Origin of the sequence: Achromobacter sp. NPDC058515 (assembly GCF_042721735.1) — a bacterium.
GTDB lineage: Bacteria > Pseudomonadota > Gammaproteobacteria > Burkholderiales > Burkholderiaceae_B > Achromobacter.
Genome location: NZ_JBHXNI010000002.1, coordinates 21,694 through 47,738, shown reverse-complemented (window position 1 = coordinate 47,738; position 26,045 = coordinate 21,694). Strand labels below are relative to the sequence as shown.

At 67.7% G+C, this 26,045-nt stretch carries 29 protein-coding genes; 12 read left to right on the top strand and 17 right to left on the bottom strand.

Going from position 1 to position 26,045, the window contains the following annotated elements; genetic code table 11:
• Window positions 1-54: 54 nt before the first annotated feature.
• Window positions 55-1,494: an NAD-dependent succinate-semialdehyde dehydrogenase gene (locus ACFWP0_RS03510; RefSeq protein WP_377839718.1), complete on the bottom strand. Its 1,440-nt coding sequence runs from the start codon at window positions 1,492-1,494 to the stop codon at window positions 55-57.
• 597 nt (window positions 1,495-2,091) lie between these two features.
• Between ACFWP0_RS03510 and ACFWP0_RS03505 the strand changes: the two genes are divergently transcribed.
• Together ACFWP0_RS03505 and ACFWP0_RS03500 are read left to right on the top strand one after the other, a co-directional pair.
• Window positions 2,092-2,214 (top strand): hypothetical protein, encoded by a 123-nt coding sequence (locus ACFWP0_RS03505; RefSeq protein WP_377839716.1) that lies wholly within the window; start codon window positions 2,092-2,094, stop codon window positions 2,212-2,214.
• A gap of 217 nt (window positions 2,215-2,431) precedes the next feature.
• Window positions 2,432-2,869, top strand: coding sequence for a DUF1488 family protein (locus tag ACFWP0_RS03500; protein ID WP_377839715.1), 438 nt, complete (start codon window positions 2,432-2,434; stop codon window positions 2,867-2,869).
• On the opposite strand, the gene ACFWP0_RS03495 is transcribed toward ACFWP0_RS03500, so the two are convergent.
• The 7 genes from ACFWP0_RS03495 to ACFWP0_RS03465 form a co-directional block, all read right to left on the bottom strand.
• A complete protein-coding gene (locus tag ACFWP0_RS03495; protein WP_377839713.1) occupies window positions 2,866-3,135 on the bottom strand; it encodes a DNA-3-methyladenine glycosylase in 270 nt (89 codons plus the stop codon). The two genes, ACFWP0_RS03500 and ACFWP0_RS03495, sit on opposite strands and share 4 nt — an antisense overlap.
• 157 nt (window positions 3,136-3,292) lie before the next feature.
• Complete coding sequence (locus ACFWP0_RS03490; protein WP_377839712.1) at window positions 3,293-3,841, bottom strand: cytochrome b; 549 nt, start codon at window positions 3,839-3,841, stop codon at window positions 3,293-3,295.
• Between the two features lie 64 nt (window positions 3,842-3,905).
• A complete protein-coding gene (gene ligD, locus ACFWP0_RS03485; protein ID WP_377839710.1) occupies window positions 3,906-6,437 on the bottom strand; it encodes a DNA ligase D in 2,532 nt (843 codons plus the stop codon).
• Between the two features lie 2 nt (window positions 6,438-6,439).
• Window positions 6,440-7,375: a Ku protein gene (locus ACFWP0_RS03480; RefSeq protein ID WP_377839709.1), complete on the bottom strand. Its 936-nt coding sequence runs from the start codon at window positions 7,373-7,375 to the stop codon at window positions 6,440-6,442.
• An 85-nt stretch (window positions 7,376-7,460) separates the two neighbouring features.
• The gene (locus ACFWP0_RS03475; protein ID WP_377839707.1) at window positions 7,461-7,712 is read right to left on the bottom strand and encodes a hypothetical protein; all 252 of its coding nucleotides are present in this window, start codon (window positions 7,710-7,712) and stop codon (window positions 7,461-7,463) included.
• Window positions 7,702-8,094 carry a PRC-barrel domain-containing protein gene (locus ACFWP0_RS03470; RefSeq protein WP_377839706.1) on the bottom strand — a complete coding sequence of 131 codons (393 nt, stop codon included), beginning with the start codon at window positions 8,092-8,094 and terminating at the stop codon, window positions 7,702-7,704. Before ACFWP0_RS03470 ends, ACFWP0_RS03475 begins: the two co-directional genes overlap by 11 nt.
• Before the next feature lie 19 nt (window positions 8,095-8,113).
• Window positions 8,114-8,335, bottom strand: a complete 222-nt coding sequence (locus ACFWP0_RS03465; RefSeq protein WP_377839704.1) for a hypothetical protein — start codon at window positions 8,333-8,335, stop codon at window positions 8,114-8,116.
• Between the two features lie 235 nt (window positions 8,336-8,570).
• Between ACFWP0_RS03465 and ppk2 the strand changes: the two genes are divergently transcribed.
• Complete coding sequence (ppk2, locus tag ACFWP0_RS03460) at window positions 8,571-9,392, top strand: polyphosphate kinase 2 (protein ID WP_377839702.1); 822 nt, start codon at window positions 8,571-8,573, stop codon at window positions 9,390-9,392.
• Between the two features lie 17 nt (window positions 9,393-9,409).
• Window positions 9,410-9,664, top strand: coding sequence for an RNA-binding protein (locus ACFWP0_RS03455; protein ID WP_377839701.1), 255 nt, complete (start codon window positions 9,410-9,412; stop codon window positions 9,662-9,664).
• 27 nt (window positions 9,665-9,691) lie between these two features.
• Here the strand turns inward: ACFWP0_RS03455 and ACFWP0_RS03450 are convergent, their stop codons facing one another.
• The 8 genes from ACFWP0_RS03450 to ACFWP0_RS03415 all read right to left on the bottom strand — a co-directional run bounded on the left by ACFWP0_RS03450 (window position 9,692) and on the right by ACFWP0_RS03415 (window position 16,907).
• On the bottom strand, window positions 9,692-9,892 hold the full coding sequence (locus ACFWP0_RS03450; RefSeq protein WP_377839700.1) for a hypothetical protein: 201 nt from the start codon (window positions 9,890-9,892) through the stop codon (window positions 9,692-9,694).
• 88 nt (window positions 9,893-9,980) lie between these two features.
• Entirely contained in the window at window positions 9,981-10,355 is a 375-nt protein-coding gene (locus ACFWP0_RS03445) for a hypothetical protein (RefSeq protein ID WP_377839698.1), read from the bottom strand.
• Window positions 10,356-10,487: 132 nt separating this feature from the next.
• Complete coding sequence (locus tag ACFWP0_RS03440) at window positions 10,488-12,548, bottom strand: TonB-dependent copper receptor (protein WP_377839696.1); 2,061 nt, start codon at window positions 12,546-12,548, stop codon at window positions 10,488-10,490.
• A 205-nt stretch (window positions 12,549-12,753) separates the two neighbouring features.
• Window positions 12,754-13,161 (bottom strand): DUF2946 family protein, encoded by a 408-nt coding sequence (locus ACFWP0_RS03435; RefSeq protein WP_377839694.1) that lies wholly within the window; start codon window positions 13,159-13,161, stop codon window positions 12,754-12,756.
• 122 nt (window positions 13,162-13,283) lie between these two features.
• Window positions 13,284-14,705, bottom strand: a complete 1,422-nt coding sequence (locus ACFWP0_RS03430) for a PepSY-associated TM helix domain-containing protein (RefSeq protein WP_377839692.1) — start codon at window positions 14,703-14,705, stop codon at window positions 13,284-13,286.
• Between the two features lie 75 nt (window positions 14,706-14,780).
• Entirely contained in the window at window positions 14,781-15,242 is a 462-nt protein-coding gene (locus tag ACFWP0_RS03425) for a DUF2946 family protein (RefSeq protein WP_377839691.1), read from the bottom strand.
• 60 nt (window positions 15,243-15,302) lie between these two features.
• Window positions 15,303-15,932 (bottom strand): NAD-dependent dehydratase, encoded by a 630-nt coding sequence (locus ACFWP0_RS03420; RefSeq protein ID WP_377839689.1) that lies wholly within the window; start codon window positions 15,930-15,932, stop codon window positions 15,303-15,305.
• A 3-nt stretch (window positions 15,933-15,935) separates the two neighbouring features.
• Complete coding sequence (locus ACFWP0_RS03415) at window positions 15,936-16,907, bottom strand: LysR substrate-binding domain-containing protein (protein WP_377839688.1); 972 nt, start codon at window positions 16,905-16,907, stop codon at window positions 15,936-15,938.
• A gap of 141 nt (window positions 16,908-17,048) precedes the next feature.
• On the opposite strand from ACFWP0_RS03415, the gene ACFWP0_RS03410 reads away from it, so the two are divergent.
• From ACFWP0_RS03410 to ACFWP0_RS03385, 6 genes are all read left to right on the top strand, one after another.
• Window positions 17,049-18,053, top strand: coding sequence for a tripartite tricarboxylate transporter substrate binding protein (locus ACFWP0_RS03410; RefSeq protein ID WP_377839686.1), 1,005 nt, complete (start codon window positions 17,049-17,051; stop codon window positions 18,051-18,053).
• Window positions 18,054-18,060: 7 nt separating this feature from the next.
• The gene (locus ACFWP0_RS03405) at window positions 18,061-19,584 is read left to right on the top strand and encodes a UxaA family hydrolase (protein WP_377839685.1); all 1,524 of its coding nucleotides are present in this window, start codon (window positions 18,061-18,063) and stop codon (window positions 19,582-19,584) included.
• A 26-nt stretch (window positions 19,585-19,610) separates the two neighbouring features.
• On the top strand, window positions 19,611-21,086 hold the full coding sequence (locus ACFWP0_RS03400) for an NAD-dependent succinate-semialdehyde dehydrogenase (protein WP_377839683.1): 1,476 nt from the start codon (window positions 19,611-19,613) through the stop codon (window positions 21,084-21,086).
• A gap of 31 nt (window positions 21,087-21,117) precedes the next feature.
• A complete protein-coding gene (locus tag ACFWP0_RS03395) occupies window positions 21,118-21,924 on the top strand; it encodes an aldolase/citrate lyase family protein (RefSeq protein ID WP_377839682.1) in 807 nt (268 codons plus the stop codon).
• Window positions 21,925-22,087: 163 nt separating this feature from the next.
• A complete protein-coding gene (locus ACFWP0_RS03390) occupies window positions 22,088-22,477 on the top strand; it encodes a hypothetical protein (protein WP_377839680.1) in 390 nt (129 codons plus the stop codon).
• Window positions 22,478-22,485: 8 nt separating this feature from the next.
• Window positions 22,486-22,707, top strand: a complete 222-nt coding sequence (locus tag ACFWP0_RS03385) for a hypothetical protein (RefSeq protein ID WP_377839678.1) — start codon at window positions 22,486-22,488, stop codon at window positions 22,705-22,707.
• Window positions 22,708-22,824: 117 nt separating this feature from the next.
• Here ACFWP0_RS03385 and ACFWP0_RS03380 read toward each other — a convergent pair whose 3' ends face one another.
• Window positions 22,825-23,502, bottom strand: a complete 678-nt coding sequence (locus ACFWP0_RS03380; protein WP_377839677.1) for a hydrolase — start codon at window positions 23,500-23,502, stop codon at window positions 22,825-22,827.
• Between the two features lie 243 nt (window positions 23,503-23,745).
• On the opposite strand from ACFWP0_RS03380, the gene ACFWP0_RS03375 reads away from it, so the two are divergent.
• Together ACFWP0_RS03375 and ACFWP0_RS03370 are read left to right on the top strand one after the other, a co-directional pair.
• Window positions 23,746-25,230: a hypothetical protein gene (locus ACFWP0_RS03375; RefSeq protein ID WP_377839676.1), complete on the top strand. Its 1,485-nt coding sequence runs from the start codon at window positions 23,746-23,748 to the stop codon at window positions 25,228-25,230.
• A 101-nt stretch (window positions 25,231-25,331) separates the two neighbouring features.
• Window positions 25,332-26,006, top strand: a complete 675-nt coding sequence (locus ACFWP0_RS03370; protein WP_377839674.1) for a ProQ/FinO family protein — start codon at window positions 25,332-25,334, stop codon at window positions 26,004-26,006.
• Window positions 26,007-26,045: the final 39 nt, after the last annotated feature.

Sequence of the window (26,045 nt, the reverse complement as noted above, 5' to 3'; positions counted from 1 at the left end):
GTCCCGCTCCATTGGATCCCTGCCCAAAGCGGATCCAATGGAGCATCGGCAAGACTAAACGCCGACGACGGACACCGCCTTCGTTACAAGGTAGGCCTCCAGCGCTTCCGGCCCGCCCTCGGACCCATAGCCTGAATCCTTGACCCCGCCGAACGGAAGCTCGGCCGATGGCGTCGCGGGCTGGTTGACCCACAACATGCCGACCTCAAGGCGGCGCGACAGTTCGTGCACCGTTTTGATAGACCGCGTAAAGCCATAGGCGGCCAGCCCGAAAGGCAGGCGGTTGGCTTCGCGTATGGCCTCGTCCAGGGTTTCAAAGCTGCGGATCGCGGCGATCGGCCCGAACGGTTCCTCGTTGAAAATGTCGGCCTCAAGCGGCACATCGGTGAGAATCGTGGGCGCGAAGAAATTGCCCGCGCCGCCGATCCGCTCGCCGCCGATGGCAACGCGAGCGCCCTTCTCGCGCGCATTCCGGACAATCTTGTCCATGGCCGTCAGGCGGCGATCATTGGCCAGCGGGCCGAGCGTCGTGCCTTCGGTCAGCCCGTCGCCCAGCTTGAGCTTTTCAGCGTGGGCAACAAAGGCCTGCTCGAACGCCGCCTTGACGTTCTTGTGGACCAGAAAGCGGGTCGGCGAGATGCAGACCTGGCCTGCGTTGCGGAACTTCGCGCCGCCGGAGCATTTCACGGCCAGTTCCACATCGGCGTCCTCGGCAACGATCACCGGGGCGTGACCGCCCAGTTCCATCGTGACGCGCTTCATGTGCCGGCCCGCCAGCGCCGCCAGTTCCTTGCCGACGGGCGTGGAGCCCGTGAATGTGACCTTGCGGATCACCGGGTGCGGAATCAGGTAGCCGGAAATCTCGGCCGGCGAACCGAAAACCAGTCCAAGCACGCCCTTGGGGATGCCGGCGTCGACAAAGCAGTTGAGCAGCGCAGCCGGGGAAGCCGGCGTTTCTTCCGGTGCCTTCACCAGGAATGAGCAGCCCGTGGCCAACGCGGCGCCAAGCTTGCGCACGATCTGGTTGACCGGGAAGTTCCAAGGCGTGAACGCCGCGACGGGGCCGACAGGCTCCTTGATGACCAGTTGCTGCGCAGCCGGGTTGCGCGACGGCACGATGCGGCCGTAGACGCGCAGCGCCTCGTTGGCGAACCAATCGATGATCTCGGCGCCGGCGAGCACTTCGCCGCGCGCTTCGGCCAGCGGCTTGCCCTGTTCCTGGGTCAGCAGCCGGGCGACCGAGTCCGCGCGCTCGCGCAGCAGCGCGGCCGCCTTGCGCATGATGGCGCAACGTTCATGGGCAGAGGTGTCTCTCCACGTCTCGAACCCGCGCTGCGTCGCCGCCAGCGCCAGGTCGAGATCTTCCCGGCTGGCGCTGGCCACCTGGCCGATCTTCTGGCCGGTGGCGGGGTTCACGACATCAATACGCGCGCCGCCTCGGGCTTCGCGCCATTCGTTGTCTATCAGTAGGAGAGTATCTGGGTAATCGTTCATGGGTGCTCCGTGGTAGAAATGCGGCCGTCACGTTCCAGTCGATTCGGGCAAGCGCGGTGGAAACTGCTGCGCGCGTCCTGGTATCGTAAGTGTTTGGCGTGTCTACGGGAAGTGGGACGCGTCGGACGGCCGGCCACGGTAGGCGCGCAGCCCCGGGGGATCCACGGCGAACCAGAGGGGCAGCCATGATCAGATTCGGCAAGAGATACCGGCACGGCCTGATCGTGCTTGCGGGCGCGGCTGCGCTGACCTGGCTGCTGGGGCGGCATATTGCGGGACGGCGGGGCTATCCGCGCTGATCCGTTGCGACCCCGGGCGCGGCGTCACGCCCGGGCAGGCCTGCCCGCGCAGGGTGCATGGCGGCCGCCATGGGCATGCCGCTTGCTGGTGGGAGCCCGATGCTGGTCATGCAATCTTCCCTAGCGGAGACTCACCATGAGCTCGCCCGAACCCGCCTTAACATCGACACAGATCGGAAACACCTTTGTTTCCCTCGGGGAGCCGCAGCTCCCCTCGGGCCAGCCCTCCTGCCTGGGCCTGCATCCCTGCCCTCTGGCCGCCAATGAAGACATCCCGGACGCGCCCCCGGCGCGAGGGATGCCCGCCCTCGCCCCCCCAGCAGGCCGCGTCCCGCTCGGCGCATGGCTGTCGCTGGCCTTCTGGGGACTGGGCACCGCGGTGCTGTTGACCTTGGGACTGGCCTACCGCTTGTACGCGTGACGGGGCGCCGGACTTGCCTTCGGCGCCAGATCCTCGGGCGGGCGCGCAGACGCGCCATTTCCACACGCAGCGGTAGTTTTTTCCGATGCCCATCGCAGGGCCTGAAAGGCGTCTTGCGTTCGTTTTCGCCGTGCAATGGGTGGCCGGGCACGGCAATTGCTCGCGCGCTCCCCCAAGCAGCGCCCCCCAAGAACCTCCTGCACAGGGAATGCCCGCCATGACGACGCTCCAGCCCCCCGCCGTTCCCGGATCTTCCCCGGGATCCTCGCCCGCCCCTTCCCCCACTTCTTCTCCATTCGGTCGCGCCCAGCCGCGCGCCCCGGACGCCACGCCCGGCGCCCTGCCGGAGCACTCGCCCGGCCATGCCGACGCCACCGCCGAGGCCACGGGCGTGCGTTTCAAGCTGAACCTGGCCGGCAAGGAGTGCGCCGCCGTGATTACCGCCAAGGCGCTCGTCGAGCACTTCGGCGCGCGCGCGGGCAGCGCTGGCCTGCTGGCTTGCTATCGGCAGCATTCGAGCGCGATCCATCGCCTGGCGGCGCGCAAGAACGCGTCCACCCTGGACGGCGGCGTATTGATCAGTGCCGCGGATTTTTCCGCGGAGGACGCGTCCGCCAGCCCTGCCGGCTGGCGCCGCCTTCCCGCCGCGCTCTAGTCACGGACGGCCGGCACGCTTTTGGCCTGCCCGTCCGTCTTCTGCCGTTCCCAGACCGCCTCTTTCCGGTAGGCGTCCGCCTGGCGGAGCGTCCGATAGAACATGGCGCCCGCGCCGATGAAATCGCCCAGTTCCTTTTGGGACAGTTTCGGGGCGACGCCTTCCAGATAGCCGGCAAAGATCGACAGAACCCTGTCCCAGTCGTCCAGCCTGGGCACCGGAGCCGGAACAGAAATCATCAATGCCAAGAGTTCTTCCCGCTGCATGAGTCTCTCCTCGCCACCGGTGCATTTGCACTAAGCTCATTAACAAGTGTATTTTCCACTTGTCGCATCAAGGGGGTGGAATCCTTGGTGCGTCGCATCAGTACCCCCTTCCCACCGCGCGCCTTCTTCGCCGTGCGGACCGGGAAGGGCCTCCGGCTCATTTCCCTTTTGTCATGTATGACAGCACGGGCTGCCCGTCAGGCTTGCGATGGACGAACGCCATGACCACATGGCCGGCGGCCAGCGCCAGCAAGGTCCAGCCCAATAAGCCGTGCCAGGTGTTGCCTAGCTCGACCAGGCTTTCGATTTCGTTGTCCCTGCGGCTGAAAATCTCGATGCCGAACGGGGAATAGCCGCGCCCCCTGCCATAGGCCCGCAACAGCGACAGCGTGGGAATGGCGACCATGAAGGCGTAGAGGATGAGGTGGCCCAGGCGCGCGATGTAGCCGCTGTCGGGCCGGCGGCGGGCATTGGCCAGCGCCCAGGCGCCGCGCACCAGCACCAGGATGAACAGCAGGAACCCCAAGGAGGTGTGCGAGAACCAGAAGAATTCTTCCACCGGGGTATCGGGCAGAAACTGGCGGGCCGCCGCGCTCGTGAATTGCCAGGCAAGGAGCGCAGCCATGAGCCAGTGCAGGGTGCGGCTGACGATTCCGTAGCCGTCCGGGCGGTCCATGAGGGTAGCTCCGGTGGGACAGGCGGGCATGCGGCATCTCCTTGTCTCTAGTACCTTGATAGTAGCGCCCCGACACTAAGGGCGGGCGCGCCGCTCACGGCTCGAACCCAATCGCCGCCATCGCCTTGCCTATCGGCTGCGCCGCGTAGCCTGACCACGGTTCGTTGCCGGCGTCCAGCCGCGAGTGGATATTGCTGATCGTCCAGTGGGCTCCGCTGGTGAGTTTCTCCAGTTCATCCCAAGCCACGGGAACCGAAACGCCCAGGCCCGGCCGGGCGCGCGCCGACCAGGCCGCCACGGTGGTGGCGCCAAAGCCATTGCGCAGATAATCGGCAAAGATCTTGCCGACGCGGTTCTTCGGGCCGCTCTTGGCGACGAACAGCTGCGGCAGCGTCTTGGCCAGGTGTTGCACGAGCGCCTGCGAGAAGCCTTTGACGGTATCCCAATCGTGTTGCTTGCGCAGCGGCACCACGACGTGCAGGCCCTTGCCTCCGCTGGTCTTCAGCCAGGCCTGCAGGCCGATCTCTTGCAACAGCACGTGCAGCAGATGCGCGGCGCGCTGCATCGCAGCCCATTGCACGCCCTCCCCCGGGTCCAGGTCAAACAGCATGCGGTCCGGCTTGCCGATCGAGGTCTTCACGGCGTTCCAGGTGTGAAACTCCACGACGTTCATCTGGACGGCGGACATGATGGCTTCCTGCGTGGGCACTTCAAGCAGCGGCGGATGGTCGGGATCGAGCTTGGCGGGCAAGGCCTTGACGCCCGGCATGGCGGCATCCAGGTGCTTCTGAAAGAAGAATTCTCCCTGGACGCCGGCAGGCGCGCGCAGGAACGATACCGGGCGGCCCGTGAGATGCTCCACCAGCAGGGGCGCGATCAGTCCGTAATATCGCGCCAGGTCCAGCTTGGTGAGATTCGTGGAGGGATCGATGACGCGATCGGGATTGGTAAGCTTGCCGGCCTTCGTGCGCGCCGGCGCCGCGGCGCGCGAGGCGCGGGCGGGCTGAGCAGCGGGCGGAGCGGGATCGGGCTTGTCCTCGACCTCCTCGACGGGCACCGCCTTCTCGCGAGAGATCGCCCGCAACGGCTTGTCCTGGCGCAGCCCGCGAAACACCGAATGGCGGATGTGGCCCGAGCTTGTCCAGTCGCCGAACGAGACTTCGGCGATCAGCTCGGGCCTGACCCAATGCACATCCTTGCCCGCTATGCCGCCCGCCACGGGCTTTTCGTCCGTCTGCATGCGCGCCAGCCGCTTCTGCAGCCCGGCCAGTCCCTGGTCGTCGAAGCCGGTGCCGACCTTGCCGGCATAGCGCAGTTTTCCATCGGCCTCATGCACGGCCAGCAGCAGCGCGCCCAGCCCCACGCGCTCGCCCTTGGGCGCGGTGTAGCCGACGATGGCGAACTCCTGGCGCTTGGCGCACTTGACCTTCACCCAGCTGTCCGTGCGGCGCGACACGTAAGGCGCCGACTGGCGCTTGGCCATGATGCCCTCCAGCCCCATCTTGCAGGCGGAGGCCACCAGGTCGGCGGGCGCCGCGTCGAATGCCTCGCTAAAGCGCAGGCGCTCATCGTCTTCGGCGGTCTCCATCAATTGCGCCAGCAGCGCCCGGCGCACGCGCAAGGGCTCCCGCCGCAGGTCCCGCCCGCCGATGAAGGGCAGATCGAAGGCGTAGAAAACGATGTCCTGGGTGCGCTCGCCGTCGAAGGCATTCTGAAGCGCCTGAAAGCTGGGTACGCCGTTCTGGCCGAGAATGACGATTTCACCGTCGACCCAGGCGGACTTCGCGGGCAAGCCGCGGAACGCCTCGACCAGATGCGGCAGCCTTGCGCTCCAGTCATGGCCATTGCGGGTGTAGAGGCGCACGTCGGCGCCGTCGATCCGGGTCAGCAGCCGGTAGCCGTCGAACTTCATCTCGTACAGCCAGTCCTCGGCGTGGCGCGGCACGCCATCCACCAAGGTGGCGAGCTGCGGCTTCAGGAGCCTGGGCAGTTCGGCCGCCTCGCCGGGCAGCGCGGCGACGCCCTCTGGCGCCTGGCTGGACCGGGCCTTGACCTTGCGCCGGCCCGCCCCGGAGGCGCGCAGCGGCACAACGCTGTCGGGCATCTCGTCGACCACGCTGAACTCGCGCTCGGGGCGGGCGAAGTCGTCCCTGTCCTTGATCAGGAGCCAGGGCGGCTGCTTCTCGGCCTCTTTTCCTTTCAGGCGCACCAGCGCCCATCGGCCCTGCATCTTGACGCCTTGCAGGTCGAACTTCATGTGCCCTTCCCGATAGCCCTTGCGGGGGTCGCCGACGGGCGCCCAGTTGCCCTCGTCCCAGATGATGACCTTGCCGGCGCCGTATTGGCCCTTCGGAATCTCGCCTTCAAACTGGTTGTAGGCGATGGGGTGATCCTCGACCTGCACGGCCATGCGCTTGACGGCCGGGTCGTAGCTGGGCCCCTTGGGCACGGCCCAGCTTTTCATGGCGCCGTCCAATTCCAGCCGGAAGTCGTAGTGCAGCCGGCTTGCCCAGTGCTTCTGGATGACGAAGGCGCGCGCGCCCTCGTTCGCCTCGCCGCCGCCCGCGGGCTCCGAGGTCACCTCGAAATTGCGCTTCTCGCGGTACTTCTTTAGGGAGTCCGCCATCGTCACGCCGCCTTCCGCGCCTTGCCTGCGGTCTTGGCGGCCTTGGCCGGCGGCTTCTTGGCGGCCGCCTTGCGGGGCGCGGGCTTTTTCGCATTGCCGGCGCTGGATCTGGCGGCTGCGGGAGCGGCCTTGCCGGCCGCCCTGCCCCCCTTCAGGCTGCGCTGCAGCAATTCGGTAAGGTCGATGACGTTGTCAGCGTAGGCGGGCGATTCCTCCTGGGGCTCGATGACGGTCTCGGTCTTGCCGGCGCGCGCCTTCTTCTCGACCAGTTCCATCACGGCGGCCTTGAATTCGTCCTTGAACTGCTCCGGATCCCACTCGCCCGTCATATCGTCCACGAGCATCTTGGCCATCTTCAATTCGCTGGCGCTAGGGCTCATGCCCTTGGCGCCGGCCTTCGGCAGGTCCAGGCCTTCCTGCGACCTGACCTCGTCGCCCCAGCGCATCAGGTTGAGCACCAGCGCGTCGCCCGACGGAATGAGCGCCGCCAGGTGCTGCTTGGTCTGGATCACCACCTTGGCAATGCCGATTTTCCCGGTCTTGGCCAGCGTGTCGCGCAGCAAGGCGTACACCTTATGGCCTTTGTTGATGGGCGCCACGTAATAAGGCCGCTCCAGGTAGACAAACGACACGCCGGCCGCGTCCACGAATTGCTGGATCTCGATGGTCTGTGTCGTCCGTGGGTATGCGTCGGCAATCTCTTCGGGGGAAATGATGACGTATTGGCCGTCCTCGTACTCCACGCCCTTGACGATGTTGTCCTTGTCGATCTCCTTGCCGGTGCGCTTGTTGATGCGCTTGTAGCCGACCGGATCCATCGAGCGCTTGTCCAGCCAGTCGAAGTCGACCCCGGACTCCGTCGTGGCGGTGTGCAGTCCGACCGGGATGTGGACCAGGCCGAAGGAAATTGCCCCTTTCCATATGGTTCTAGATGCCATGACCGCCTCCTTGAGAGGATTCCGACCAGCAAATGGCATTCCCGCCGCGCCGCGGTCCGGCATGGCGACCCCGGGGCCAGTCCGGTCAGCCCAGCCTTTTCACCACGCGCGCCACTCTCGCAACGCCGCCCGTGCCGCTTGCCGCGCGGCCGACCAGGGCAGTGCCCACGGCCGTCAGCAGGGTGCGGCGCAGCACGGTCCGGCTGCGCATGCCGGCCACCATGAGCAGCGCCCCCACGCCAAACACGATCAGGTGCTCGCCAGGAAAGTCCGGGCGGTTGGCGTCGATTTCCCTAAGCTGCCGCGCAAGCGAATCCCGGTGGCGTTCACTTCGCATACTTGAACTCCGGCAGCGCCTTCAGTGAGTCCTTGGACGCGTTCGGCAGCTGGAACTGGTCGCCTTCCACCCGCATGTTCGCCAAGGGCACCGTTACCAGGTGGTTCCCGACGCCCAGCAGGCCGCCCACCGACAGCACCGCATACGGGGTCCAGTCCGGCGGACCCAGGATCAGGTCGTCCACGGTGCCGATCTTTTCCTTCTTGCCGTTGTAGACGGTGGCGCCGTTTATCTTCGAGGCGCGATATCCGGCTTCGACTTTCGCGACATCGACGCGAACTTCCGTCACCGACTGCGGCGCGCCCTGGGCCCAGGCCAGAGGCACATGGGACATTACGCCCAGCAGAACGGCCCATCCTATCGTTGCAGTCTTTTCGATCATGGCTGATCTCCTTGATGGCTCAGGAACCCCGCTTCGCGTCGCCGGGCGACGGGTCAGAGGCTGTCGCATCCGACGGTTCGAGATCCTCTTCGCGGATTTCGTTGCCTTGCGCGTTCTCGCTGGCGTCGTCCGGCTTGACGGGCGCCTGCCCGCTTTCCGGCGCCGGCTTTCCGGCGGGCGCGGTCGCAGGCTTGGAGGGTGCTGCGGGGGATGCCGGTTCAATGGGAGAGGTAGGATTCATTTTCGTCACCTGAAGTCGCCTGAGACGGCCAGGCGGTGGCCGTCAGTCCGATCAGCAAGTGCCGGTCCCGACGCGGCGCGCAGTGTGCGGCCGCGCCAGCATGGCGAGGAATCCGGCACCATAATTCCATCGGTAACGCCCATACAAGCCCGCGCCAATCGGCAATATATTCAGATTCACTGCCGGAGCATGCTCCGGCTTTCACCTCGCGGCAGGGAACTTCCGGAGTGCAATCATGGCCGGCAAAAAGCAAGAAAAGAAGAGCAATGGTCCGCCAGCGCAGAACGTCCTTTCCAGACAGCAGTACGAGGATGAACTGGCGCTGCTGCACGTCGAGCTCGTCAAGCTGCAGGAATGGGTCGTGAAGACAGGGGCGAAGGTCTGCGTCGTCTTCGAGGGCCGCGACGGGGCAGGAAAGGGAGGAACCATCAAGGCCATCACGCAGCGGGTGAGTCCTCGGGTCTTCCGGGTGGTGGCGCTCACCGCGCCAACCGAGCGCGAGAAGTCGCAGATGTACATGCAACGCTATCTCCCGCATCTGCCCGCGGCCGGAGAGGTCGTGATTTTCGACCGCAGCTGGTACAACCGGGCCGGCGTGGAGCCGGTCATGGGGTTCTGCACCCAGGAGCAGACAGACGTCTTTCTGAAAGGCGTTCCCCTGATGGAACGGGTCATGGTCGATTCCGGCATTCTGCTGTTCAAGTACTGGCTGGAAGTCAGCGAGGAAGAACAGACCCGCAGGCTGCAGGCGCGCATCACCGACGAACGGAAGACCTGGAAACTCACCAAGATGGATCTCGATTCGTACAGCCGCTGGTACGACTACTCGCGCGCCCGGGACGCGATGTTCCGGGCGACCGACACAGCCGTGGCGCCGTGGTTCGTGGGGCGGTCCGACAACAAGAAGCGGGTGCGGCTGAACATCATCAGCCACCTTCTAAAGAACATCCCATACAAAGCCATGCCCCGCGAGAAAATCAAGCTCCCCAAGCGGCAAAAGGCCGGGGGCTACACCGAGCCAGACCATCCGTTCAGGTTCGTGCCCGAAAAATTCTGAATTACGGAGAATCCGTCATGGCTGCCCTGCTGATCAATCACGTGGAAGACAGCACTTCCGACGATGAGATCCGGACGTTTCTGCTCAAGTATGGATTTCCCTCGCTCGACCGCATCCAACGCGTGCCCAGCGACGGAAACCGCCCTGCCGTGCTGGTGACGTTCAATGCCGCGACCGAGGCCGAACTGCATTCCCTGCTGCCGCGGATACATCAGGTGTTCTGGAAGAATCACACGATTACCGCCTTGGTCATGCGGGCTCCCATCGAATGAGCGCCCGCAAGGCATGGATCCCGCCGCCTACCCGTAGCTGCGCGGCCGATACGCTTCCTTTACGTATCTCGCCAGCTCGGCCTCGATCGAAGACTCGGATGGCACGCCCGGCGGAATGCTGGGATGAAGCAGCTGTTCCGCCGCGGCGAGCGTGCGCTGCGCGCAGCGCTCTCCGCTGCTGAGCACCCTGGTCGGGCGAGATGCGGCGATGTCTTTGAGTGGGTCCATGACGCTACTCCAGAGAACAAGGAAGGACGGTGTGCAGCCGTGATAGCAAGTATCGTGCCGCGTTCGCGGCCGGCGGGCCGCGGCGCCGCTACCGTCCGAACTCATTGGACTTGTGGCCGCCCGATCCCGCTTTGCCTCCGGGGATGACGCCGTCGGGCGCCGGGTTGCCGGTGGATCCCTTCACGGTCCCCTGGCCAGGCATGGGCTGGGTGGAGCTGTCGCCGGCCGGCCCTCTGGGTATGGTCGGAGGCGGCGCGCTGGGATCGCCCTTGGACGGCCCTTCCGGGCCGGCCGGCGGCGGCGGCGCCTTGGGGGTCGAGCCGCCGCCCTCCGAACCGGGCGCATTGTTGCCCGGCGAGCCGGAAGGCGGCTGAGCGAACCCGGCCGGCGCGTAGGCTCCCGCGGCAAGGCCGACCGCCAGCGCGGCCAATGTTGTTCCGAAACTGCGGTGGCCATGGTTCATGGTCGTCTCCCAGGAGCGTTGCCGGCATGCGCGCGGCGCCCGGGCCGCTGCCTGGCCGTCCGCGACGCGGAAACCCAGCAGCAAACGATATGCCCGAGGCGCCCCGCGCCGGTCACGTTCCGCCGGACCGGATCAGTATTTGACGCTGACGCGCGCCCACACGGTGCGTCCGGGTTCGTTCACCCCGGTGTTCGCGGCATAGCCAAAACCGGCGTTGCCCGCCAGGTTCAGGTGTTCGCTGTAGGCCTTGTTGAACAGGTTGTCCACGCCCAGCGACAAGCGCACCTGCTTGTTCACCGCATACCCGCCGTTGATGGAGAACACCCCGAACCCCGCGCTGGGGCCGAAGTCCTTGCCGACCACGTTGCCTTCGTTCAGGGCATAGCGCTTTTGCGGCGCGACAAGGCGCCACAAGACCCCCGCCGACCAGGCGCCGTCGTCATAGGCGGCGCTGAGCTTGGCTTCCAGCGGCGGAATCTGCGGCAGCGCGCGGCCATCGCTGCGGTTCTGGCCCCAGGCGTAGGCCAGCGTGGCGCCCAGCTTCCAGCCCGGCGACACGGCGTAGGACGCGCCGAGTTCGCCGCCGAAGATCCGGGCGTCCACATTCGTGGCCTGCGACGACGCCCCCATCATGCCGCCGCCCGTGTAGTTGAACAGGATGAAGTCGTCGACGTAGCCTGCGTAGCCGGAGAACCACGCATCCAGGGTTTCGGTCTTGTACTGGGCGCCGAAGTCGAGCTGCGTGGTCTTTTCGGGCTTGACGCCCTGGAAGGCGTTGACGGACCCCGCGGGGCCGCGGTCGGGGGAGAACAGTTCCCAGTAGTCCGGGAAGCGCTCCACATGGCCCAGGCCGATGTAGACGGTGGCGGGCACCGCCGCCAGGTCCTGTTCATAGCGCAGAAACCCGCTGGGCAGCGTATCGTTGCGCCGCGCATTGGCCGTGGGATTCGGCATGGGCATCATCATGCCGCCCGCGCTCTGGCGCAAGTCCTTGGCGGAGGCCCAATCCACCCGCGCGCCGCCGATGACGCGGCTGTCCGGCGCGGCGCGCCAGGTGAGCTCGCCAAAAAGGCCCGTGTTCGAAAAGTCTGCGTCCTTGACCCAGGGCTGCCCACGGTACGGCATGCTGTCCGTGCCGCTGCGCGAACGGTGGCGGCTCTGCTGAAAGTCCAGCCCGGCCGCCAGGCTGAGGTCTTGCGACAGGTCCCATGCGGTGGCCAGTCGCCCGCCCCAGGTGGCGCGGTCCACGTCGGCGGCCATGGCCATGCGCATGGCGCTCATCGGGTCTGGCGCGCGCAGGCTGTAGTTATCCATCACATGGTCGGCATAGTTGTAGTAGAGCTGCGCTTCAACCTTGTTCAGCACGGCGCCGATGTTGCGCTTCTCGAAGCGCAGGCCGAAGCTTTCGCGCTTGAACTGCGAACCGTCCATGCCCCGGCCGGCGTAGCGCGCCTCTCCGTCGCCCGTGCCGGCGGTCAGCTCGTACAGCGTATCCGCGTCGGGCGTGAACCCCAGCGTCACGTCCGCGTTCCACTTGTCCCAGCGCGACGGCACGGTGTTGCCGTCGCCGTCCTTGTAGTCCTGGGAATGGGAATGGTTGGCCGTGATGCGCGTGTAGACCTTTTCGTTGCCCACGGTCAGGTCGGCCGTCTGGTCGTTGCGGCCGAACGAGCCGCCCACCAGGCTGCCGTCGAACCGGACGCCGGCCTCGGTGAAACGGGGCGTATCGCGGTCGAACCGGATCGTGCCCGCAGACGCGCCCGGCCCCCACAACACGGTCTGCGGGCCCTTGATGACGGTGAGCTGGTCAAAGTTCTCGGGAGAAATATAGGAGCTGGGCGCGTCCATGCGCGCCGGGCAGGCGCCGGGCATCGAAGTGCCGTTGGTCAGGATGTTCAGGCGCGAGCCGAACATGCCGCGCAGCACCGGGTCGCCGTTGGTGCCGCCGTTGCGTATCGCCGAAAAACCGGGAATCGTCTTGAGGTAATCGGTGCCGTCGCTGGCCGGCAGCGGCTGGCGCGGGAGCTTCGGGTCCGTCGTGAAGGTCAGCGGCGCGCTGGGCGCCACGCCCAGGATCACCACGGGGTCCAGCGTGGCGACGCCGTCGGCCGCGGACTGGGCCGCGGCGGGAAACGAGGCAGCCATTGCGGCCGCCAGGCAGGTCATGCGTAGGAATTGCTGTTGCTTGCACATATCGGGATCTCGACCATCTTGGATCGTTGAATGAAGTGCGCCGGTGTCCCGCGGAATGGCCAGGCGCGCGTGCGCGGCCCGGCGCCATGCGCCCAGGCCGGGCCATGCCGAGTGCGACGCACGAATTTCCGCTGACGGAACGGCAACGCCCGCGCCAGCAGGTGGCGGCGCGCGATGCAAACCGATGACGCTTAAGGGAGGAACGTCAGGCGAGGAACGGCGGGGCGCGCGATCGCTGCTGCGACCGCGCCAGCGCGCTGGAGAAATGGGGAGTGGCCGCGAGCTGCGGCGCATCGGGTTGCGACGCCGCCGGAACGAACCAGGCAAGCGCCAACAGGGCCGGGAGGGCTGCGCCGCCCAGCATGGCGCAGCCGGCCGCGCAACAATGCGGCAACGCGCCGCTATGCTGGCCGGCGCCCTGCTTCGCGGCGTCGAGATCCAGCGCAACGACGCGCGGGCCGCTCGCCGTGCAGATGATGGTGGTGGCGCCGGGGAGGCCGGAGACGGCGCGGGGCGCCGCCAGGGCAGAGGATGCGATCAGCGCCTGAAAGACGAAAAGGGCCGCCGCGAACAACGCGACCCATCGTCTGCCGGCAGCGCCGCAAGTGTGCATTCTCATCCTCATGACGGCGCAGATGGTAGCACGCAGGACGGAGCAAATTGGCGTCAAACCGGGCCGCTTGCGGTGGTGCGCGCGGTCTTTCCGCCCTTATCTGCCGCGTTCGTTGACGCAGATCAATTCCGGCTGGCCGCGGGCCTGCGCAAGCGCCAGCGCAGCACGTCCACCGCGACAAACACCAGCAGGCTCGCGCCCATCGCCGGCAGGCACCAGCCCAGCGCCACCGCGACGCCCGCCGCCGCCATGCGTGCGGGCCACGACAGGTCCCGCCATGCCTGCGTGAGCGTTTGCGGCGACGCGCCCGCGGCCGGCCGGCGCAGCCACCACATCCGATAGCCCAGGATGACCATGGCCGTCAGCGCCAGGCCGATGGCCGCCATCAGGAGCTGGTTGGGCCACCCGAAGAGGATGCCCATGTGCATGTCCACGCCCCAACGGATCAGCTTGGCGATAAGAGGAAACGTGTCGAAATCCGCGCGGCTCGTAATGGCGAAGCTGACGGGGTCGATGGCGACGGTGTCCACCTGCGTCGGCCAGGAGCGGTCCACTTCGCGCACCATCCAGGCCTGGTCCGCGGCGCGCGGCGGCCGGATTTCAAGCTGATTGCTGTCGATGCCGCCCAGCCGGGCCCCTTCCAGCACGCGGTCAAAGCCGCCCGCCACGCTCGCGCCGGCGGCGGGCATGGCGCCGTGCTCGTGCATGCCGCCATGGTGATGCGCGTGTTCGCCCGCGGCGGCCGGCGCGGTTCCCGCCGATCCCGGAAGCTTCATGGAAGCCGATGGCGTGATCCAGCCCAGTTGCGCCCGCAGCTGATCCACGCGGGCGCCCGCCCAGTTCGACCAGGTCAGCCCGGTGGCCGACAGGAACAGCAGACCGACCGCCAACCATAACCCCAGCAAGCCATGCCAGCGCCGAGCGCGCAGGCGCGGACTGCGCGCGGTGTTTGCGGCATTGTCGCGGCCGCGCCTTGCGAACCACAACACCAGCCCGCCCAGCGCCGCCAGCCAGAGCCAGGAGGCGGCCAGTTCGCTGTAGTTGCGGCCCAGTTCGCCCAGCATCAGGTTGCGGTGCAGATAGTCCAGCGCGGTGCGGAAAGGCAGCGTACCGCTGGTGCCGTAGACGATCATGTCGCCCTTGATCTCCAGGGTGACCGGGTCCACGAACAGTGCGCGGCTTTCGGAGTCGCCCAGGCCGGGCTGCGTGTACATCACGCGCGTGGTGTCGCCCTCTCCGGGCGCGGGACGCACCGCGAACAGGCGCGGGCCCGGGCCGATGCGGGCTTGCGCGGCCTCGACCTGGCGGGCCAACGGCTGGGCCGCGCCCCGGGAGGCCGTGCGCAGCTGGTCGGCGTAGAGATGGTTCTCGATCTGGGGAGTCAGCACGAACAGCGTGCCGGTAACCGCGGCCACCAGGATGAAGGGGCCGACGAACAAGCCGATGTAGAAATGCAGGCGGGTGATCAGCGCCAGCAAGGCGCCGCGGCCCGCGGACCGCGCGCGGGCGGACGCGGCCGGAGAATCCAGGGTTTGAGTGGACATGAGAGTCTCGAATACGACGGACGCCGCCGGGAACGGGCGGCTTTCATGCGCGCGGTGCGCGCACGGCGACAGGAGTCATCCGGGGAGTCGAGGCGGGGCGCGCTGCCCCAGGGGCGGGCCCGCCGCCGGCATGGGCGGGCGCGGGCTGTCCGCAAGCGGCGGCGGCTGGGCAAACCAGCGCAGCAACACGATGGGCAGCGCCGCGACGGGCGGCAGGTCCAGCACCTGGTGGGCGGCGAGCCCGAAGGGGCACTCCTGCCCTGCTCCGCTTCCCGCGGGCTGGCCGCCGTGTTCATGGTGGCCGTGATGCGGATCGGCTTGCGCGTGCGGTTCCGCCAATGCGCGCAGGCCCATGAGCGAGCCGCCGCCGGCGGCGCAGAATCCCAGGGCCAGCCGTCCTTGCTTCAAGGCGTCCGCGTCGGGCATGTACCCGACGGGCACCCATGCCCGCGCCGCCAGCAGCAGCAACAGCAACAGCCGCCCGATGGCGGCGGCGCTGGAAAAACGGCGGGGGGAACAGGATAATCCGGTGCGCATGCGCTCATTCCTGGCTGCCGGCGGATTCCGGCGCCAAGCGTGCATTTTACGCATCCGGCATCAAGCCAGCTGCTCGGCGGCGACGATGTGGACGCCCGGCTTCGGATTCACGGCCGCCTCGATCAGCGCGCGGGCGATCGCGGTAGCCGGGTTGAGCCGCCAGCGCCTGGGCAGCAAGGGCCCCGCAAGGCTCAGCGCGGCCGCGAAGGCGCGTTCGCCCAGGCGGAACTCCTCGCGGCGGCCACCGATAAGCCCCGGCCTCACGAACGTCAACGAGGCGAATCCCAGGCCGGCCAGATCCCGTTCCAGTTCGCCCTTGGTCCGGTTGTAGAAGAACCGCGAGGCCGGATCGGCGCCGATCGCCGAGTTCAGCGCATACGCAGGCGTGCCGGACCGCAGTGCCAGTTCGGCGACCGCCAGTGGATAGTCATGATCCACCCGCCTGAAGGCGGCGGGCGACCCGGCGGTGCGCATCGTCGTGCCCAGCGTGCAAATGACCGCGTCCGCCCGCCACCAGCCAGCGTCTTCGGGCAGATGCTCGAAGTCCACGACGGGCGCCAGCAGCTTGGGATGCGGCGGCAGCTCGCGACGGGCGGGCGCGGTCACCTCATCGATCCTGGGGTCGGCCAGCGCCATGTCCAGCACGTGGCGCCCGACCAGCCCGGTCGGTCCCACCAATAGCAGTTTCATCGTTCACTCCTGGTTTGGGCGCGACGGCTGCGCAGCGTCGGCGCGGAGCGCCGATCCGACCTCGCGCAGGCATTCCATCAACTGCAGGCTGCTGGCCGACAAGCGGCCCTCCCGCATCGTAATGATGCCCACGGGCGGCAGGTCCAGGAACAGCGGCACGTTCAGTATCCTGCACAGGCCCTGGCGCTCGAAGCTTTGCGCGGCCGACCTCGCCAGGAATCCCACCGCGCCGCGCTGTCCCAGGAAGGTGAGCGTAGCCAGATAGGACGAGGTCTCCATCAGGTCGGAGGACGGTTGCACCCCGTGGCGGTGGAACTGCTGCTCAAGCTTGACGCGCAGCGACGCCCAGGGCGGCGGCATGACGCAAGGCAGCGCCGCCAGGTCGGACCAGCCGGGCGCCGGCTTGCCGGCCACCGCGCTGCCCACGCCGGCCACAACCACCATCGGCTCCTCGTACAGGGCTTCCGTGGACAGGTCGGGGGCCGCGTAGCCCGGCTCCAGCCGCCCGACGAAAAGATCCAGCTCGCCCAGGCGCAGCTTGGGCAGCAGGTGGGTCAGGTCTCCTTCCTCGATCTGCACTGTCGCGCGCGCCGAGCGCGCCTTCAGTGCGTGGACCGCCCGGGCCAGCAGCACGGGCATGGCCACCGCCATCGACCCCACCCGCGTCTTGCCGACCGCGCCGCTGGCGGCCGCATCGATTTCATCCCGAGTGCGCTCGTACTGCGCCAGCACGCCGCGGGCGAATCGCACCACTGATACGCCCGCGCTGGTGGGCTCGGTGCCGCGAACGGAGCGGTCAAATAGCGTAAAGCCCAGCATGGACTCGACCTCCGACAGCATGCGCGAGACGGCGGGCTGGCTGACCGACAGGAACTCCGCGCTGCGGCCCAAGTGGCGGAATTCGTCCAGGGCGACCACCAACTGCAGGTGGCGGAGCTTGAGATTCGAGCGGAAAACGCGGTCCAGGTGCGCCATGCGAGGGCTCAATACATATCAAAGACGTTATCTAAGGATGTTTCTATTCTATTGGCTTGTTATGTATAAGCCCATGAGAATAACGACAGGCCGCCGGTAGCCTTTCGGCAGCCCCAAAAAAACGACATACGGAGACAAACCATGAGGCACACCCCTACCCCTGATCTGCAGCGGCGCAGGCTGCTGGCCGGCGCCGCCTGTGCGGGCGCGGCTGGCTTGCTGGCGCCCCTCTCGGCGCGCGCCGCCAACTATCCGCAGCGGCCGATCACCTTCATCTGCCCGTGGCCGGTAGGCGGCACGGCGGACCAGTCGATGCGGGCGCTGTGCCAGGTGGCCTCCGGCGTGCTGGGCCAGTCCATCGTGGTGGAAAACCGCGCGGGCGCCTCCGGCATGATAGGCACCAAGACCCTGTCGCAGGCCCAGCCGGACGGCTACACCATTGGCCAGATTCCCATCTCGGTCGCGCGCTTCTCGCAGCTGGGGCTGCTGCAGCTCGACCCGCGCAATGAGCTGACCTATCTTGCCCGCACCTCCGGCCAGACCTTCGGCATCGCCGTGCTGGCTGGTTCGCCGTTCAAGACGCTGCAGGAGGTGGTCGCGCACGCCAAGGCCCATCCCGGCCAGGTGACCTATGGCCACGCCGGCATCGGCGGCGCCACGCATGTGGGCATGGAGGAATTCGCGCTGGCCGCCGGCGCGCAGTTCAACGCCATCGCCTACAAGGGCGGCTCGGCCGCGCTGCAGGACGTCCTGGGCGGCCAGATCGACCTGCTGGCCGATTCAAGCTCCTGGGCGCCGCACGTCGAGTCCGGCAAGCTGCGCCTGCTCGCCACCTGGGGCGAGGCGCGCGCATCGCGCTTCAAGGATGCGCCCACGCTGAAGGAGCTGGGCTACGGCGTCGTGGTCGAGGCGCCCAACGGCATCGGCGCGCCCAAGGGACTGGACCCGGCGGTCGAGCGCAAGCTGCGCGACGCCTTCCGCGCCGCCGTCGCGAGCGATGCGTTCAAGCAGGTCGCCGACCGCATCGATGCGCCGGTCATGTACCTGGACGGGCCGGACTACAAGGCGTACGTGGCCTCCGTCTACCAGCAGGAAACCGCGCTGATCGCGCGCCTCAAACTGAAAGAAATGCTCCAGAAAGGCTGATTCCACGGTGAACCCCAACCCCTTGATCCGGCTGCACGCCAACGACAATGTGCTGATCGCCAGGCAGGCCCTGGCGCTGGGCATGGCCATCCCCGAGCTGGGACTGCGCGTGCGCGCCCAGGTGCCCGGCGGCCACAAGATTGCCGCCTGCCGCATTGCGGCGGGCACGCCGGTGCGCAAGTACGACGCCATCATCGGCGTGGCGGCCCGCGACATCGAAGCCGGCGACCATGTGCACGCGCACAACCTGGAGCTGGTCGACTTCGAGCGCGATCCCGCGTTCTGCCGCGACGCGCGGCCGGTGGCGCTGCTGCCGGAATCCGAGCGCGCCACGTTTCAGGGCTACCTGCGGGCGGACGGCCGCGTCGGCACCCGCAATTTCATTGGCATCCTGGCCTCGGTGAACTGTTCGGCGACGGTCATCCACCATATCGCGGAGCACTTCACGCCCGAACGCCTGGCCGCATTTCCCAACGTGGACGGCGTGGCCGCCTTCGCGCAGACGAGCGGCTGCGGGATGTCTTCGCCCAGCGAGCATTTTGACGTGCTGCGGCGCACGCTGGCGGGCTACGCCCGGCATCCGAACCTGGCGGGCGTGCTGATCGTGGGCCTGGGCTGTGAACGCAATCAGGTCGCCTCGCTGGTGGAGTCCCAGGACCTGGCGCTGGACTCGCGGGTGCGCACGCTGGTCATGCAGGACAGCGGCGGCACGCGGGCAACCATTGCCGCGGGCATCCGCGCAATCGAGGAAATGCTGCCCCGGGCCAACGCGGCGCGGCGCAGCGCCGTGCCGGCCAGCCACCTCAAGATCGGCCTGGAATGCGGCGGGTCGGACGGCTTTTCCGCCATCACCGCCAATCCGGCGCTGGGCGCGGCGATGGACATCCTGGTGCGCCATGGCGGCACGGCCATCCTGTCCGAAACGCCCGAGATCCATGGCGTGGAATACATGCTGACGCGCCGCGCCGCCACCCCGCAGGTCGGCCAGAAGCTGCTGGACCGCCTGGCATGGTGGGAAAGGTACACGGCCGGCCAGAACGCGCAGTTCAACGGCGTGGTCGGCCACGGCAACCAGCAAGGCGGCCTGGCCAACATCTTCGAAAAGTCCCTGGGGTCCGCCATGAAAGGCGGCACCACGCCGCTGCAGGCGGTGTACGAGTACGCCGAGCCCATCGACCAGCCCGGGCTGGTCTTCATGGATTCGCCGGGCTATGACCCGGTGGCCGTCACGGGGCAGATCGCCAGCGGCGCCAATCTGATCTGCTTCACGACCGGCCGCGGTTCCATGTTCGGGTCCAAGCCCGCCCCCACGATCAAGCTGGCCAGCAACAGCGCCATGTACGCCCGCCTGGAGGAAGACATGGACATCAATTGCGGCGCGGTGCTGGACGGCGAGCTGGACATCGGACAGATGGGGCAGCGCATCTTCGAGCACATCCTGCGCGCGGCCTCCGGCGAGCCCACCAAGAGCGAAGCGCTGGGGCTGGGCAACCACGAATTCGTGCCCTGGCATCTGGGCATCGTCAGCTGATCCTCAACACTCTGAATCCTCCCCCCATGCATCCGACGCTTGATCACCCCGCGCTGTTGCGCGACCAGAATTTCATCGCCTCGCAATGGCGGCCGGCCCAGGCCGCGGGCCGCCTGCCGGTGAGCAATCCCGCGCGGGACGCGGTCTTCGCACACGTGCCCGACAGCGCCGCCGCCGATGCCCGCGCCGCCGCCGACGCCGCCCACGCGGCGTTCCCCGCCTGGAGCCGGCGGCCCGCGCGGGAACGCGCGCAGTTCCTCAAGCGCTGGCATGCCGAAATCCTGCGCCACCAGGAAGACCTGGCCCGGCTGATATCCGCCGAGCAAGGCAAGCCGCTGGCCGAAAGCCTCGGCGAGGTGCTGTACGGCGCGTCCTATGTGGAGTGGTTCGCCGAAGAGGCCAACCGCATCTACGGCGACATCATCAACGCCGCGGCGCCTGGCCGGCGCATGATGGTGCTGAAGGAGCCGGTGGGCGTGGTCGCCGCCATCACACCGTGGAACTTCCCGCTGGCCATGATTGCGCGCAAGATCGCGCCCGCGCTGGCGGCCGGCTGCACCGTGGTCGGCAAACCCGCCGAGGACACCCCGCTGACCGCGCTGGCGTTGGCCTATCTGGCCGAACGGGCCGGCCTGCCCGCCGGCGTGCTGAACCTGGTGACGGCCTCGCGGGAAAACACGCCCGCCGTGGTGGACGCGTGGCTGGGCGACAGCCGTGTGCGCAAGATCACCTTCACGGGCTCGACGCCCGTGGGCAAGCATCTGGCGCGGGAGTCGGCGGCTACGCTGAAGAAGCTGTCGCTGGAACTGGGCGGCAACGCGCCCTTCATCGTGTTCGACGACGCCGACCTGGACGCCGCCGTCGACGGCCTGATGGCGTCCAAGTTCCGCAACGGCGGCCAGACCTGCGTCTGCCCCAACCGCATCTATGTGCAGTCGGGCGTGCACGACGACTTCGTCGCGCGCCTGGTCAAGCGGGTGGCGGCCCTGCGGGTCGGTCCGGCCACCGAGGACGGCGCGCAGATCGGACCCATGATCAATGCGCGCGCGGTAGACAAGATAGACCGCCATGTCCGCGACGCGGTCGAGCGAGGCGCCCGCGTCGAGACCGGCGGACGGCGCGTGCGCACGGAGGATGGCCCCAACTACTACGCGCCCACGGTGCTGTCGGGCGCCACGCCCGCGATGGCCCTGTCCTGCGAAGAGACCTTCGGTCCGGTCGCGCCGGTGTTCCGCTACACGTCCGAAGAGGAAGTCATCGCGCACGCGAACGACACGCCCTTCGGGCTGGCGGCCTACTTCTATTCCAGCGATGCGCGCCGGATCTGGCGCATGGCCCAGGCGCTTGAGACCGGCATCGTCGGCATCAACGAAGGCGCGATCGCATCCGAGGCCGCGCCCTTCGGCGGCGTGAAGGAGTCCGGCTACGGACGCGAGGGGTCGTCCTATGGACTGGACGACTACCTGCACACCAAGTACCTGTGCCAGGGCCAGCTCGGCTGAGCCCTCCGACCCTCTCATCAATCACACGAACATGCCCGCACACAATCCCTTCAAATCCGCGCTTGCCGCGGGCCAGGCCCAGGTCGGCCTGTGGCTGTCCATGGCCGATCCCTACATGGCCGAAGTCTCGGCCACCGCGGGCTTCGACTGGCTGCTGATCGACGGCGAGCACGCGCCCAACGACCTGCGCAGCACGCTGGCCGCGCTGCAGTCCGTGGCGCCTTACCGCTCGCAGCCCGTGGTGCGCGTGGTGGCCGGAGAAACCGCCCGCATCAAGCAGCTGCTGGACATCGGCGCGAAGAATCTGCTGGTGCCCATGGTGGACACCGCGGAACAGGCCCGCGCGCTGGTTGCCGCAACGCGCTATCCGCCGCAAGGCGTGCGCGGCGTCGGCAGCGCCGTGGGCCGCGCATCGCGCTGGAGCGAACGCGCCGACTACCTGGACGTCGCGGATCAGGAAGTCTGCCTGCTGGTGCAGGCGGAAACGGTCGGCGCGCTTGAGAACCTGGAAGCGATCTGCGCGGTGCCTGGCGTGGACGGCGTGTTCATCGGATCGGCGGACCTCGCCGCGTCCATGGGCCACCGCGGCCGGCCCGGCCACCCCGAGGTGCAGGCGGCCATCGAGCGCGCCATGCGGGTCATCATCGACAGCGGCAAGGCAGCCGGCACGCTGACCTCGGACCCGGTCCTGGCGCGCCGCTACCTGGACCTGGGCTGCACTTTCGTGGCCACCGGCGTGGACGTGCTGCTCTACGCCAACAGCGCGCGGCGCTTGGCGGCAAGCTTCCTGTCCGTGGACGCCGACGCGGCGGCGCAGCCCGCTTGCGCAGCCTACTGAACCCGGCCGCCGCGGCGCGCCCGGCCTGCAATCTATGGTTGCGCGGCCGGGATTTCAGGCATAAATTGATTGATACCCGCTTTCCGACCGGCCCTCCCGATCTGTCCGTCCGAACGCGTGCGAAGGTTGTTTTCTATCTTTTGTTCCCCAAAGGAGCGATGCGATGCGAGTAAAACACCTGCTTGGCCCTGCAACCGTAGCCCTGTCTGTCCTGTTCGCCCCACCCACGATGGCTGCACCGCCTGAACCTGCTCCCATCATTACCGGAAAGCACTGGACGGAATCGGACGCTAACCTGAAAAAGGCCTATCTGCTGGGCATGGCGAACGTTCTTCAAGTCGAACAGGCATATCAGCAACGGCGGGCCGTTCCGGACACCCAGACCCTGGTTCCAAAATTCGCGAGGGGGCTCCAGGGGCAGACACTGGACTCCGTGCGCGACAGCGTGGACCGCTGGTATGCCGCAAACCCGACGCAACTGGATCGGCCCGTCGTAGAGACCATCTGGTTTGAGATCGTCGCGCCTGCCACGAAGACGAAGCGCACCCCCTAGGAGGCTCCATGAAAACCATCCAAACGATAGTCTTGGCCGTCGCGATGGCATCGCTGGCCGCCTGCACCAACATGACGAAGGAACAGCAAGGCACCGTAACGGGTGGCTTGATGGGCGCGGCCGCGGGCGCCGGCATTGCCGCCATCGCGGGCGGCAGCGCATGGACCGGGGCTGCCATCGGCGGCGCCGCCGGCGGCATCGCGGGCAATATCCGCGGCGCAAATCAATAGTCAGCAAGCACCAAGGCGCCGCGCGTCATCATGCGCGGCGCCTTGCCTTCCCCCTGGCGCGACCGTGTCGCTTGAACCGTCATCCTTGCCCGGCATCCCGGCGGATGACGGATCGGATCAGCGCTGCGAGTCGAGCACCTCGTTGTTCTTCACGACTTCCTGGGCCTTGCCATAGCTTTCGATCAGCAACTGGTAGGCGGGAAAGACCTTGGTATAGACCTCTGCCCACTGCGCCGCGTCTTCGCGGTGCCAGGTCCTTTGCAGCTCCGACGCCACGGCCCCGGTGTCCATCGGCACCACGCCCGCCTGCACCACGCGCGCGAGCGTGATCTCCTGCGCCATCTTGCTGTAGGTGCCGGAGGCGTCGACCACGACGAATACCTTATAGCCTTCAGCGACCGCGCTGATGGCGGGAAACGCCATGCAGACGCTGGTGATCGTGCCCGCGATGATCAGGGTCTTGCGGCCTGTCGCCTTGACGGCGGCGACGAACTCGGGATTGTCCCAGGCGTTGATTTCGCCTTTGCGGGCCACGTATTGCGCGTGTGGCGCATTGGCATGGATCTCCGGAATCAAAGGCCCGTTGGGGCCCTGGGGCACGGAGGCGGTGGTGATGACGGGCAGCTTGGCCAGCGTGGCCATCGTGGCCAGCGCGCCGGCACGGGCGCGCAGTTCGGTCATGGGCATGTCGCCCACGGTCTGGAACAGGCCGCTCTGATGGTCGATCAGCAGCATGACGGCGTCGTCGGGGTCGATGACCGGACGCTGGCCGTTGAAATTTGCGGGTGCGGACATGGATGTCTCCTTGGTTGGCACTGGGCGGCCCCGAAGGGGCGCGCCGTTCGCCGGAATGGCTTAATCCATATTAAGAACAGGACTATCCATACGCTAGATGCGCGCTTGGGCTGCAGAGTCCTGTTCATGGAACGACAATCCGCTTTGCGGGGCGGCCAAGAAATGCCTTCTCCGGAGATTGGGGCATACACTGCTACGCGCTCCCCGCCCTGAACCCGACCAAGCCATGCAGGCCTCCCACCCATGATGTATTTCCTGTGGTCCCTCCCCGCGCTGACCGTGATCGGCGCAATCGCCAGCGGGCGGGTGAACACCACGATAGCGGCAGTGCTGGGCCTGGCCGCGGCGATTCCCGTTGCCCTGTTTGCGGCGCCTGCGCCGTTCACCGGCGCCCAGCTCGCGTTCGCGCTGGAGCGCGGCCTGTGGATCGGCTGGATCATCACTCCCTACATCCTGGGCGGACTGCTGTTCTGGCAGATGGCCTCGCAGGGCCGTCCTGCGCCTGCCAAGGCCGGCGGCCCCGGCCATGCGGATCCCGGCGATCCGCTTGCGCGGCGCAGGATGCTCTTCTTTGCCTGCTTCCTGATCGGTCCGTTCGCCGAATCGGCCACCGGCTTCGGCGTGGGCATGCTCGGCACCGTATTGCTGATCCGGCCGCTGGGCCTCAAGCCGCGCGAAATCATGGTGTTTGCCTTGCTGAGCCAGACGCTGATCCCCTGGGGCGCCATGGGCAGCGGCACGCTGCTGGCGTCGGCCTACGCCCGCGTGCCGGCGGCGCAGCTCGCGCTCTACAGCATGGCGGCCGTGGCCTTGCTGATGGCCGTCTGGATGATCCTGTTCTGGCGCACCGCCCGGCGCGCAGGGCTGCAGGCGCCCGCCTCCGAACACCGGCGCGAGGCCGGCTGGATGGCGGCAAGCCTGGCGCTCCTTGCCGCCGCCACGGCGCTCCTGGGACCGGAAACGGCGTTGCTGGCGGCCTACGGCCCCCTGATCGTGCTGCGCTTCCTGCTGGATCGCCGTCCCGACCGCCCTCAGGCGCGGCAAGCGGCGCGCAAGGCCCTGCCCTATATCCTGGTGATTGCCTGCCTGGTGGCGACGCGGCTGATCCCGGCCTTGAATCGCGGGCTCGCCGGCCTGGCCGACTTCCGTCCGTTCTCGGACCTGCCGGGCTGGACGCCCTTCCTGCACGCTGGAAGCTGGCTGATCGCCGGAGCGCTTGCCATGGCCGCCTGGCAGCGTCGGCCGGGGGTGCTGGGCGCCCAGGCGCGCGCGGCCTGGATGACCGGACGCCATGCGGTGCTGTCCGTCTTTCTGTTCGCCATGATGGCCGAGGCGCTGGCGGGCGCGGGCATTTCCCAGGCCTACGCCGACGGGCTGTTTGCCAGCCTGCAAGACTGGACTATCCTTATCACTCCCCTTCTGGCCGGGGCGTTCGGCATACTGGCCAACAGCGGCAACGCGCCGAACAGCCTGTTCATGCCGTCGCAGCTATCATTGGCGGTCCAGGCCGGCCTGAACGTCCCCGCCGCCGCCGCGCTGCTGCATGTGTCAGGCACGTCGATGGGGATTTTTTCGCCGGTCAGGATGTCGATTGCCGCCGGTCTGGCTCACGGCCGAGGGCAGGAACGCAGCGTGTATGTTCTACTACTGCCGTTTGCCCTGGCCGCATTCGGCATTCTCCTGGCGCTGGCGCTGCTTGTCGTCTTGTCGGGACAGCCGCCAGCCTAGGCTGAAAAGCAGTCGAAACGAGCATGCAACGGCGCTGGATGGCCGACAGACGGCGGCGTAGCGCTCACGCTCGCGGCTTCAACCTTTTTTTTGTGTAGCAAATGGGACTAGAACAGTTAGCCGCGATCCGGGAATTGCTGATCAAGCAGGCGCCTGAAAAGGCGGCCCCCAAGAAGGAATCGCGTCCGCAGGGCGCGGAGAAAGCGCGCCGCCCGCAAGGCGCCGGAAAAGGACCGCGTCCGCAAGGCGGCGACAAGGGCCAGCGCGCGCAAGGCAGCGACAAGGGGCAGCGCCCCCAGCGCGCCGAACGCCGCGACACGCCCGTGGATCCCGTGGTGGTCGCCATCTCGCGCCTGCAGCGCCACTTCCCGAAGGCGTTTCCCAAGAATCCCGCTCCCAAGCTTCCGCTGAAGCTGGGCGTGCTGGCAGACCTGGTGCAGCATGCCCAGGCCCTGCAGCTAGACGAGGCGCAGATCAAGGAAGCCGTCAAGACCTGGTGCGATGGCCGCCGCTACTGGACCTGCATGGTCGAAGACGCGCCGCGCGTGGACCTGAACGGTGAACCGAATGGCGCCGTGACGGCCAACGAGGCTCGCCACGCCAAGCGCATGGCGTCGCGCAGCGCCTCGAAGAACGCCGCTCGCGCGAAGGCCGAGAAGAAGGCCGAGGCGCCTGCCGCAACGCAGGCCCCCGCGCCTGCCGAGCAAGCGCCTGCGTCGTCCGAGGCGCCCGCCGCGGCGGCTCCGGCCGACGCTTCGGCGGACACCCCCACGTAAGTTCCCGGCCCGGCCGGCGACAAGACAGGCACGCGGCGG

Coding starts and splice junctions, on each gene's coding strand:
- ACFWP0_RS03380 (WP_377839677.1), bottom strand. CDS start 23,502: ATGTCCGCACCCGCAAATTTCAACGGCCAGCGTCCGGTCATCGACCCC.
- ACFWP0_RS03420 (WP_377839689.1), bottom strand. CDS start 15,932: ATGAAACTGCTATTGGTGGGACCGACCGGGCTGGTCGGGCGCCACGTG.
- ACFWP0_RS03395 (WP_377839682.1), top strand. CDS start 21,118: ATGCCCGCACACAATCCCTTCAAATCCGCGCTTGCCGCGGGCCAGGCC.
- ACFWP0_RS03445 (WP_377839698.1), bottom strand. CDS start 10,355: ATGAACCATGGCCACCGCAGTTTCGGAACAACATTGGCCGCGCTGGCG.
- ACFWP0_RS03410 (WP_377839686.1), top strand. CDS start 17,049: ATGAGGCACACCCCTACCCCTGATCTGCAGCGGCGCAGGCTGCTGGCC.
- ACFWP0_RS03390 (WP_377839680.1), top strand. CDS start 22,088: ATGCGAGTAAAACACCTGCTTGGCCCTGCAACCGTAGCCCTGTCTGTC.
- ACFWP0_RS03490 (WP_377839712.1), bottom strand. CDS start 3,841: ATGCCCGCCTGTCCCACCGGAGCTACCCTCATGGACCGCCCGGACGGC.
- ligD (WP_377839710.1), bottom strand. CDS start 6,437: ATGGCGGACTCCCTAAAGAAGTACCGCGAGAAGCGCAATTTCGAGGTG.
- ACFWP0_RS03475 (WP_377839707.1), bottom strand. CDS start 7,712: ATGCGAAGTGAACGCCACCGGGATTCGCTTGCGCGGCAGCTTAGGGAA.
- ACFWP0_RS03500 (WP_377839715.1), top strand. CDS start 2,432: ATGACGACGCTCCAGCCCCCCGCCGTTCCCGGATCTTCCCCGGGATCC.
- ACFWP0_RS03400 (WP_377839683.1), top strand. CDS start 19,611: ATGCATCCGACGCTTGATCACCCCGCGCTGTTGCGCGACCAGAATTTC.
- ACFWP0_RS03470 (WP_377839706.1), bottom strand. CDS start 8,094: ATGATCGAAAAGACTGCAACGATAGGATGGGCCGTTCTGCTGGGCGTA.
- ACFWP0_RS03480 (WP_377839709.1), bottom strand. CDS start 7,375: ATGGCATCTAGAACCATATGGAAAGGGGCAATTTCCTTCGGCCTGGTC.
- ppk2 (WP_377839702.1), top strand. CDS start 8,571: ATGGCCGGCAAAAAGCAAGAAAAGAAGAGCAATGGTCCGCCAGCGCAG.
- ACFWP0_RS03435 (WP_377839694.1), bottom strand. CDS start 13,161: ATGCACACTTGCGGCGCTGCCGGCAGACGATGGGTCGCGTTGTTCGCG.
- ACFWP0_RS03495 (WP_377839713.1), bottom strand. CDS start 3,135: ATGCAGCGGGAAGAACTCTTGGCATTGATGATTTCTGTTCCGGCTCCG.
- ACFWP0_RS03455 (WP_377839701.1), top strand. CDS start 9,410: ATGGCTGCCCTGCTGATCAATCACGTGGAAGACAGCACTTCCGACGAT.
- ACFWP0_RS03370 (WP_377839674.1), top strand. CDS start 25,332: ATGGGACTAGAACAGTTAGCCGCGATCCGGGAATTGCTGATCAAGCAG.
- ACFWP0_RS03450 (WP_377839700.1), bottom strand. CDS start 9,892: ATGGACCCACTCAAAGACATCGCCGCATCTCGCCCGACCAGGGTGCTC.
- ACFWP0_RS03385 (WP_377839678.1), top strand. CDS start 22,486: ATGAAAACCATCCAAACGATAGTCTTGGCCGTCGCGATGGCATCGCTG.
- ACFWP0_RS03505 (WP_377839716.1), top strand. CDS start 2,092: ATGCCCGCCCTCGCCCCCCCAGCAGGCCGCGTCCCGCTCGGCGCATGG.
- ACFWP0_RS03430 (WP_377839692.1), bottom strand. CDS start 14,705: ATGTCCACTCAAACCCTGGATTCTCCGGCCGCGTCCGCCCGCGCGCGG.
- ACFWP0_RS03425 (WP_377839691.1), bottom strand. CDS start 15,242: ATGCGCACCGGATTATCCTGTTCCCCCCGCCGTTTTTCCAGCGCCGCC.
- ACFWP0_RS03375 (WP_377839676.1), top strand. CDS start 23,746: ATGATGTATTTCCTGTGGTCCCTCCCCGCGCTGACCGTGATCGGCGCA.
- ACFWP0_RS03465 (WP_377839704.1), bottom strand. CDS start 8,335: ATGAATCCTACCTCTCCCATTGAACCGGCATCCCCCGCAGCACCCTCC.
- ACFWP0_RS03510 (WP_377839718.1), bottom strand. CDS start 1,494: ATGAACGATTACCCAGATACTCTCCTACTGATAGACAACGAATGGCGC.
- ACFWP0_RS03440 (WP_377839696.1), bottom strand. CDS start 12,548: ATGTGCAAGCAACAGCAATTCCTACGCATGACCTGCCTGGCGGCCGCA.
- ACFWP0_RS03415 (WP_377839688.1), bottom strand. CDS start 16,907: ATGGCGCACCTGGACCGCGTTTTCCGCTCGAATCTCAAGCTCCGCCAC.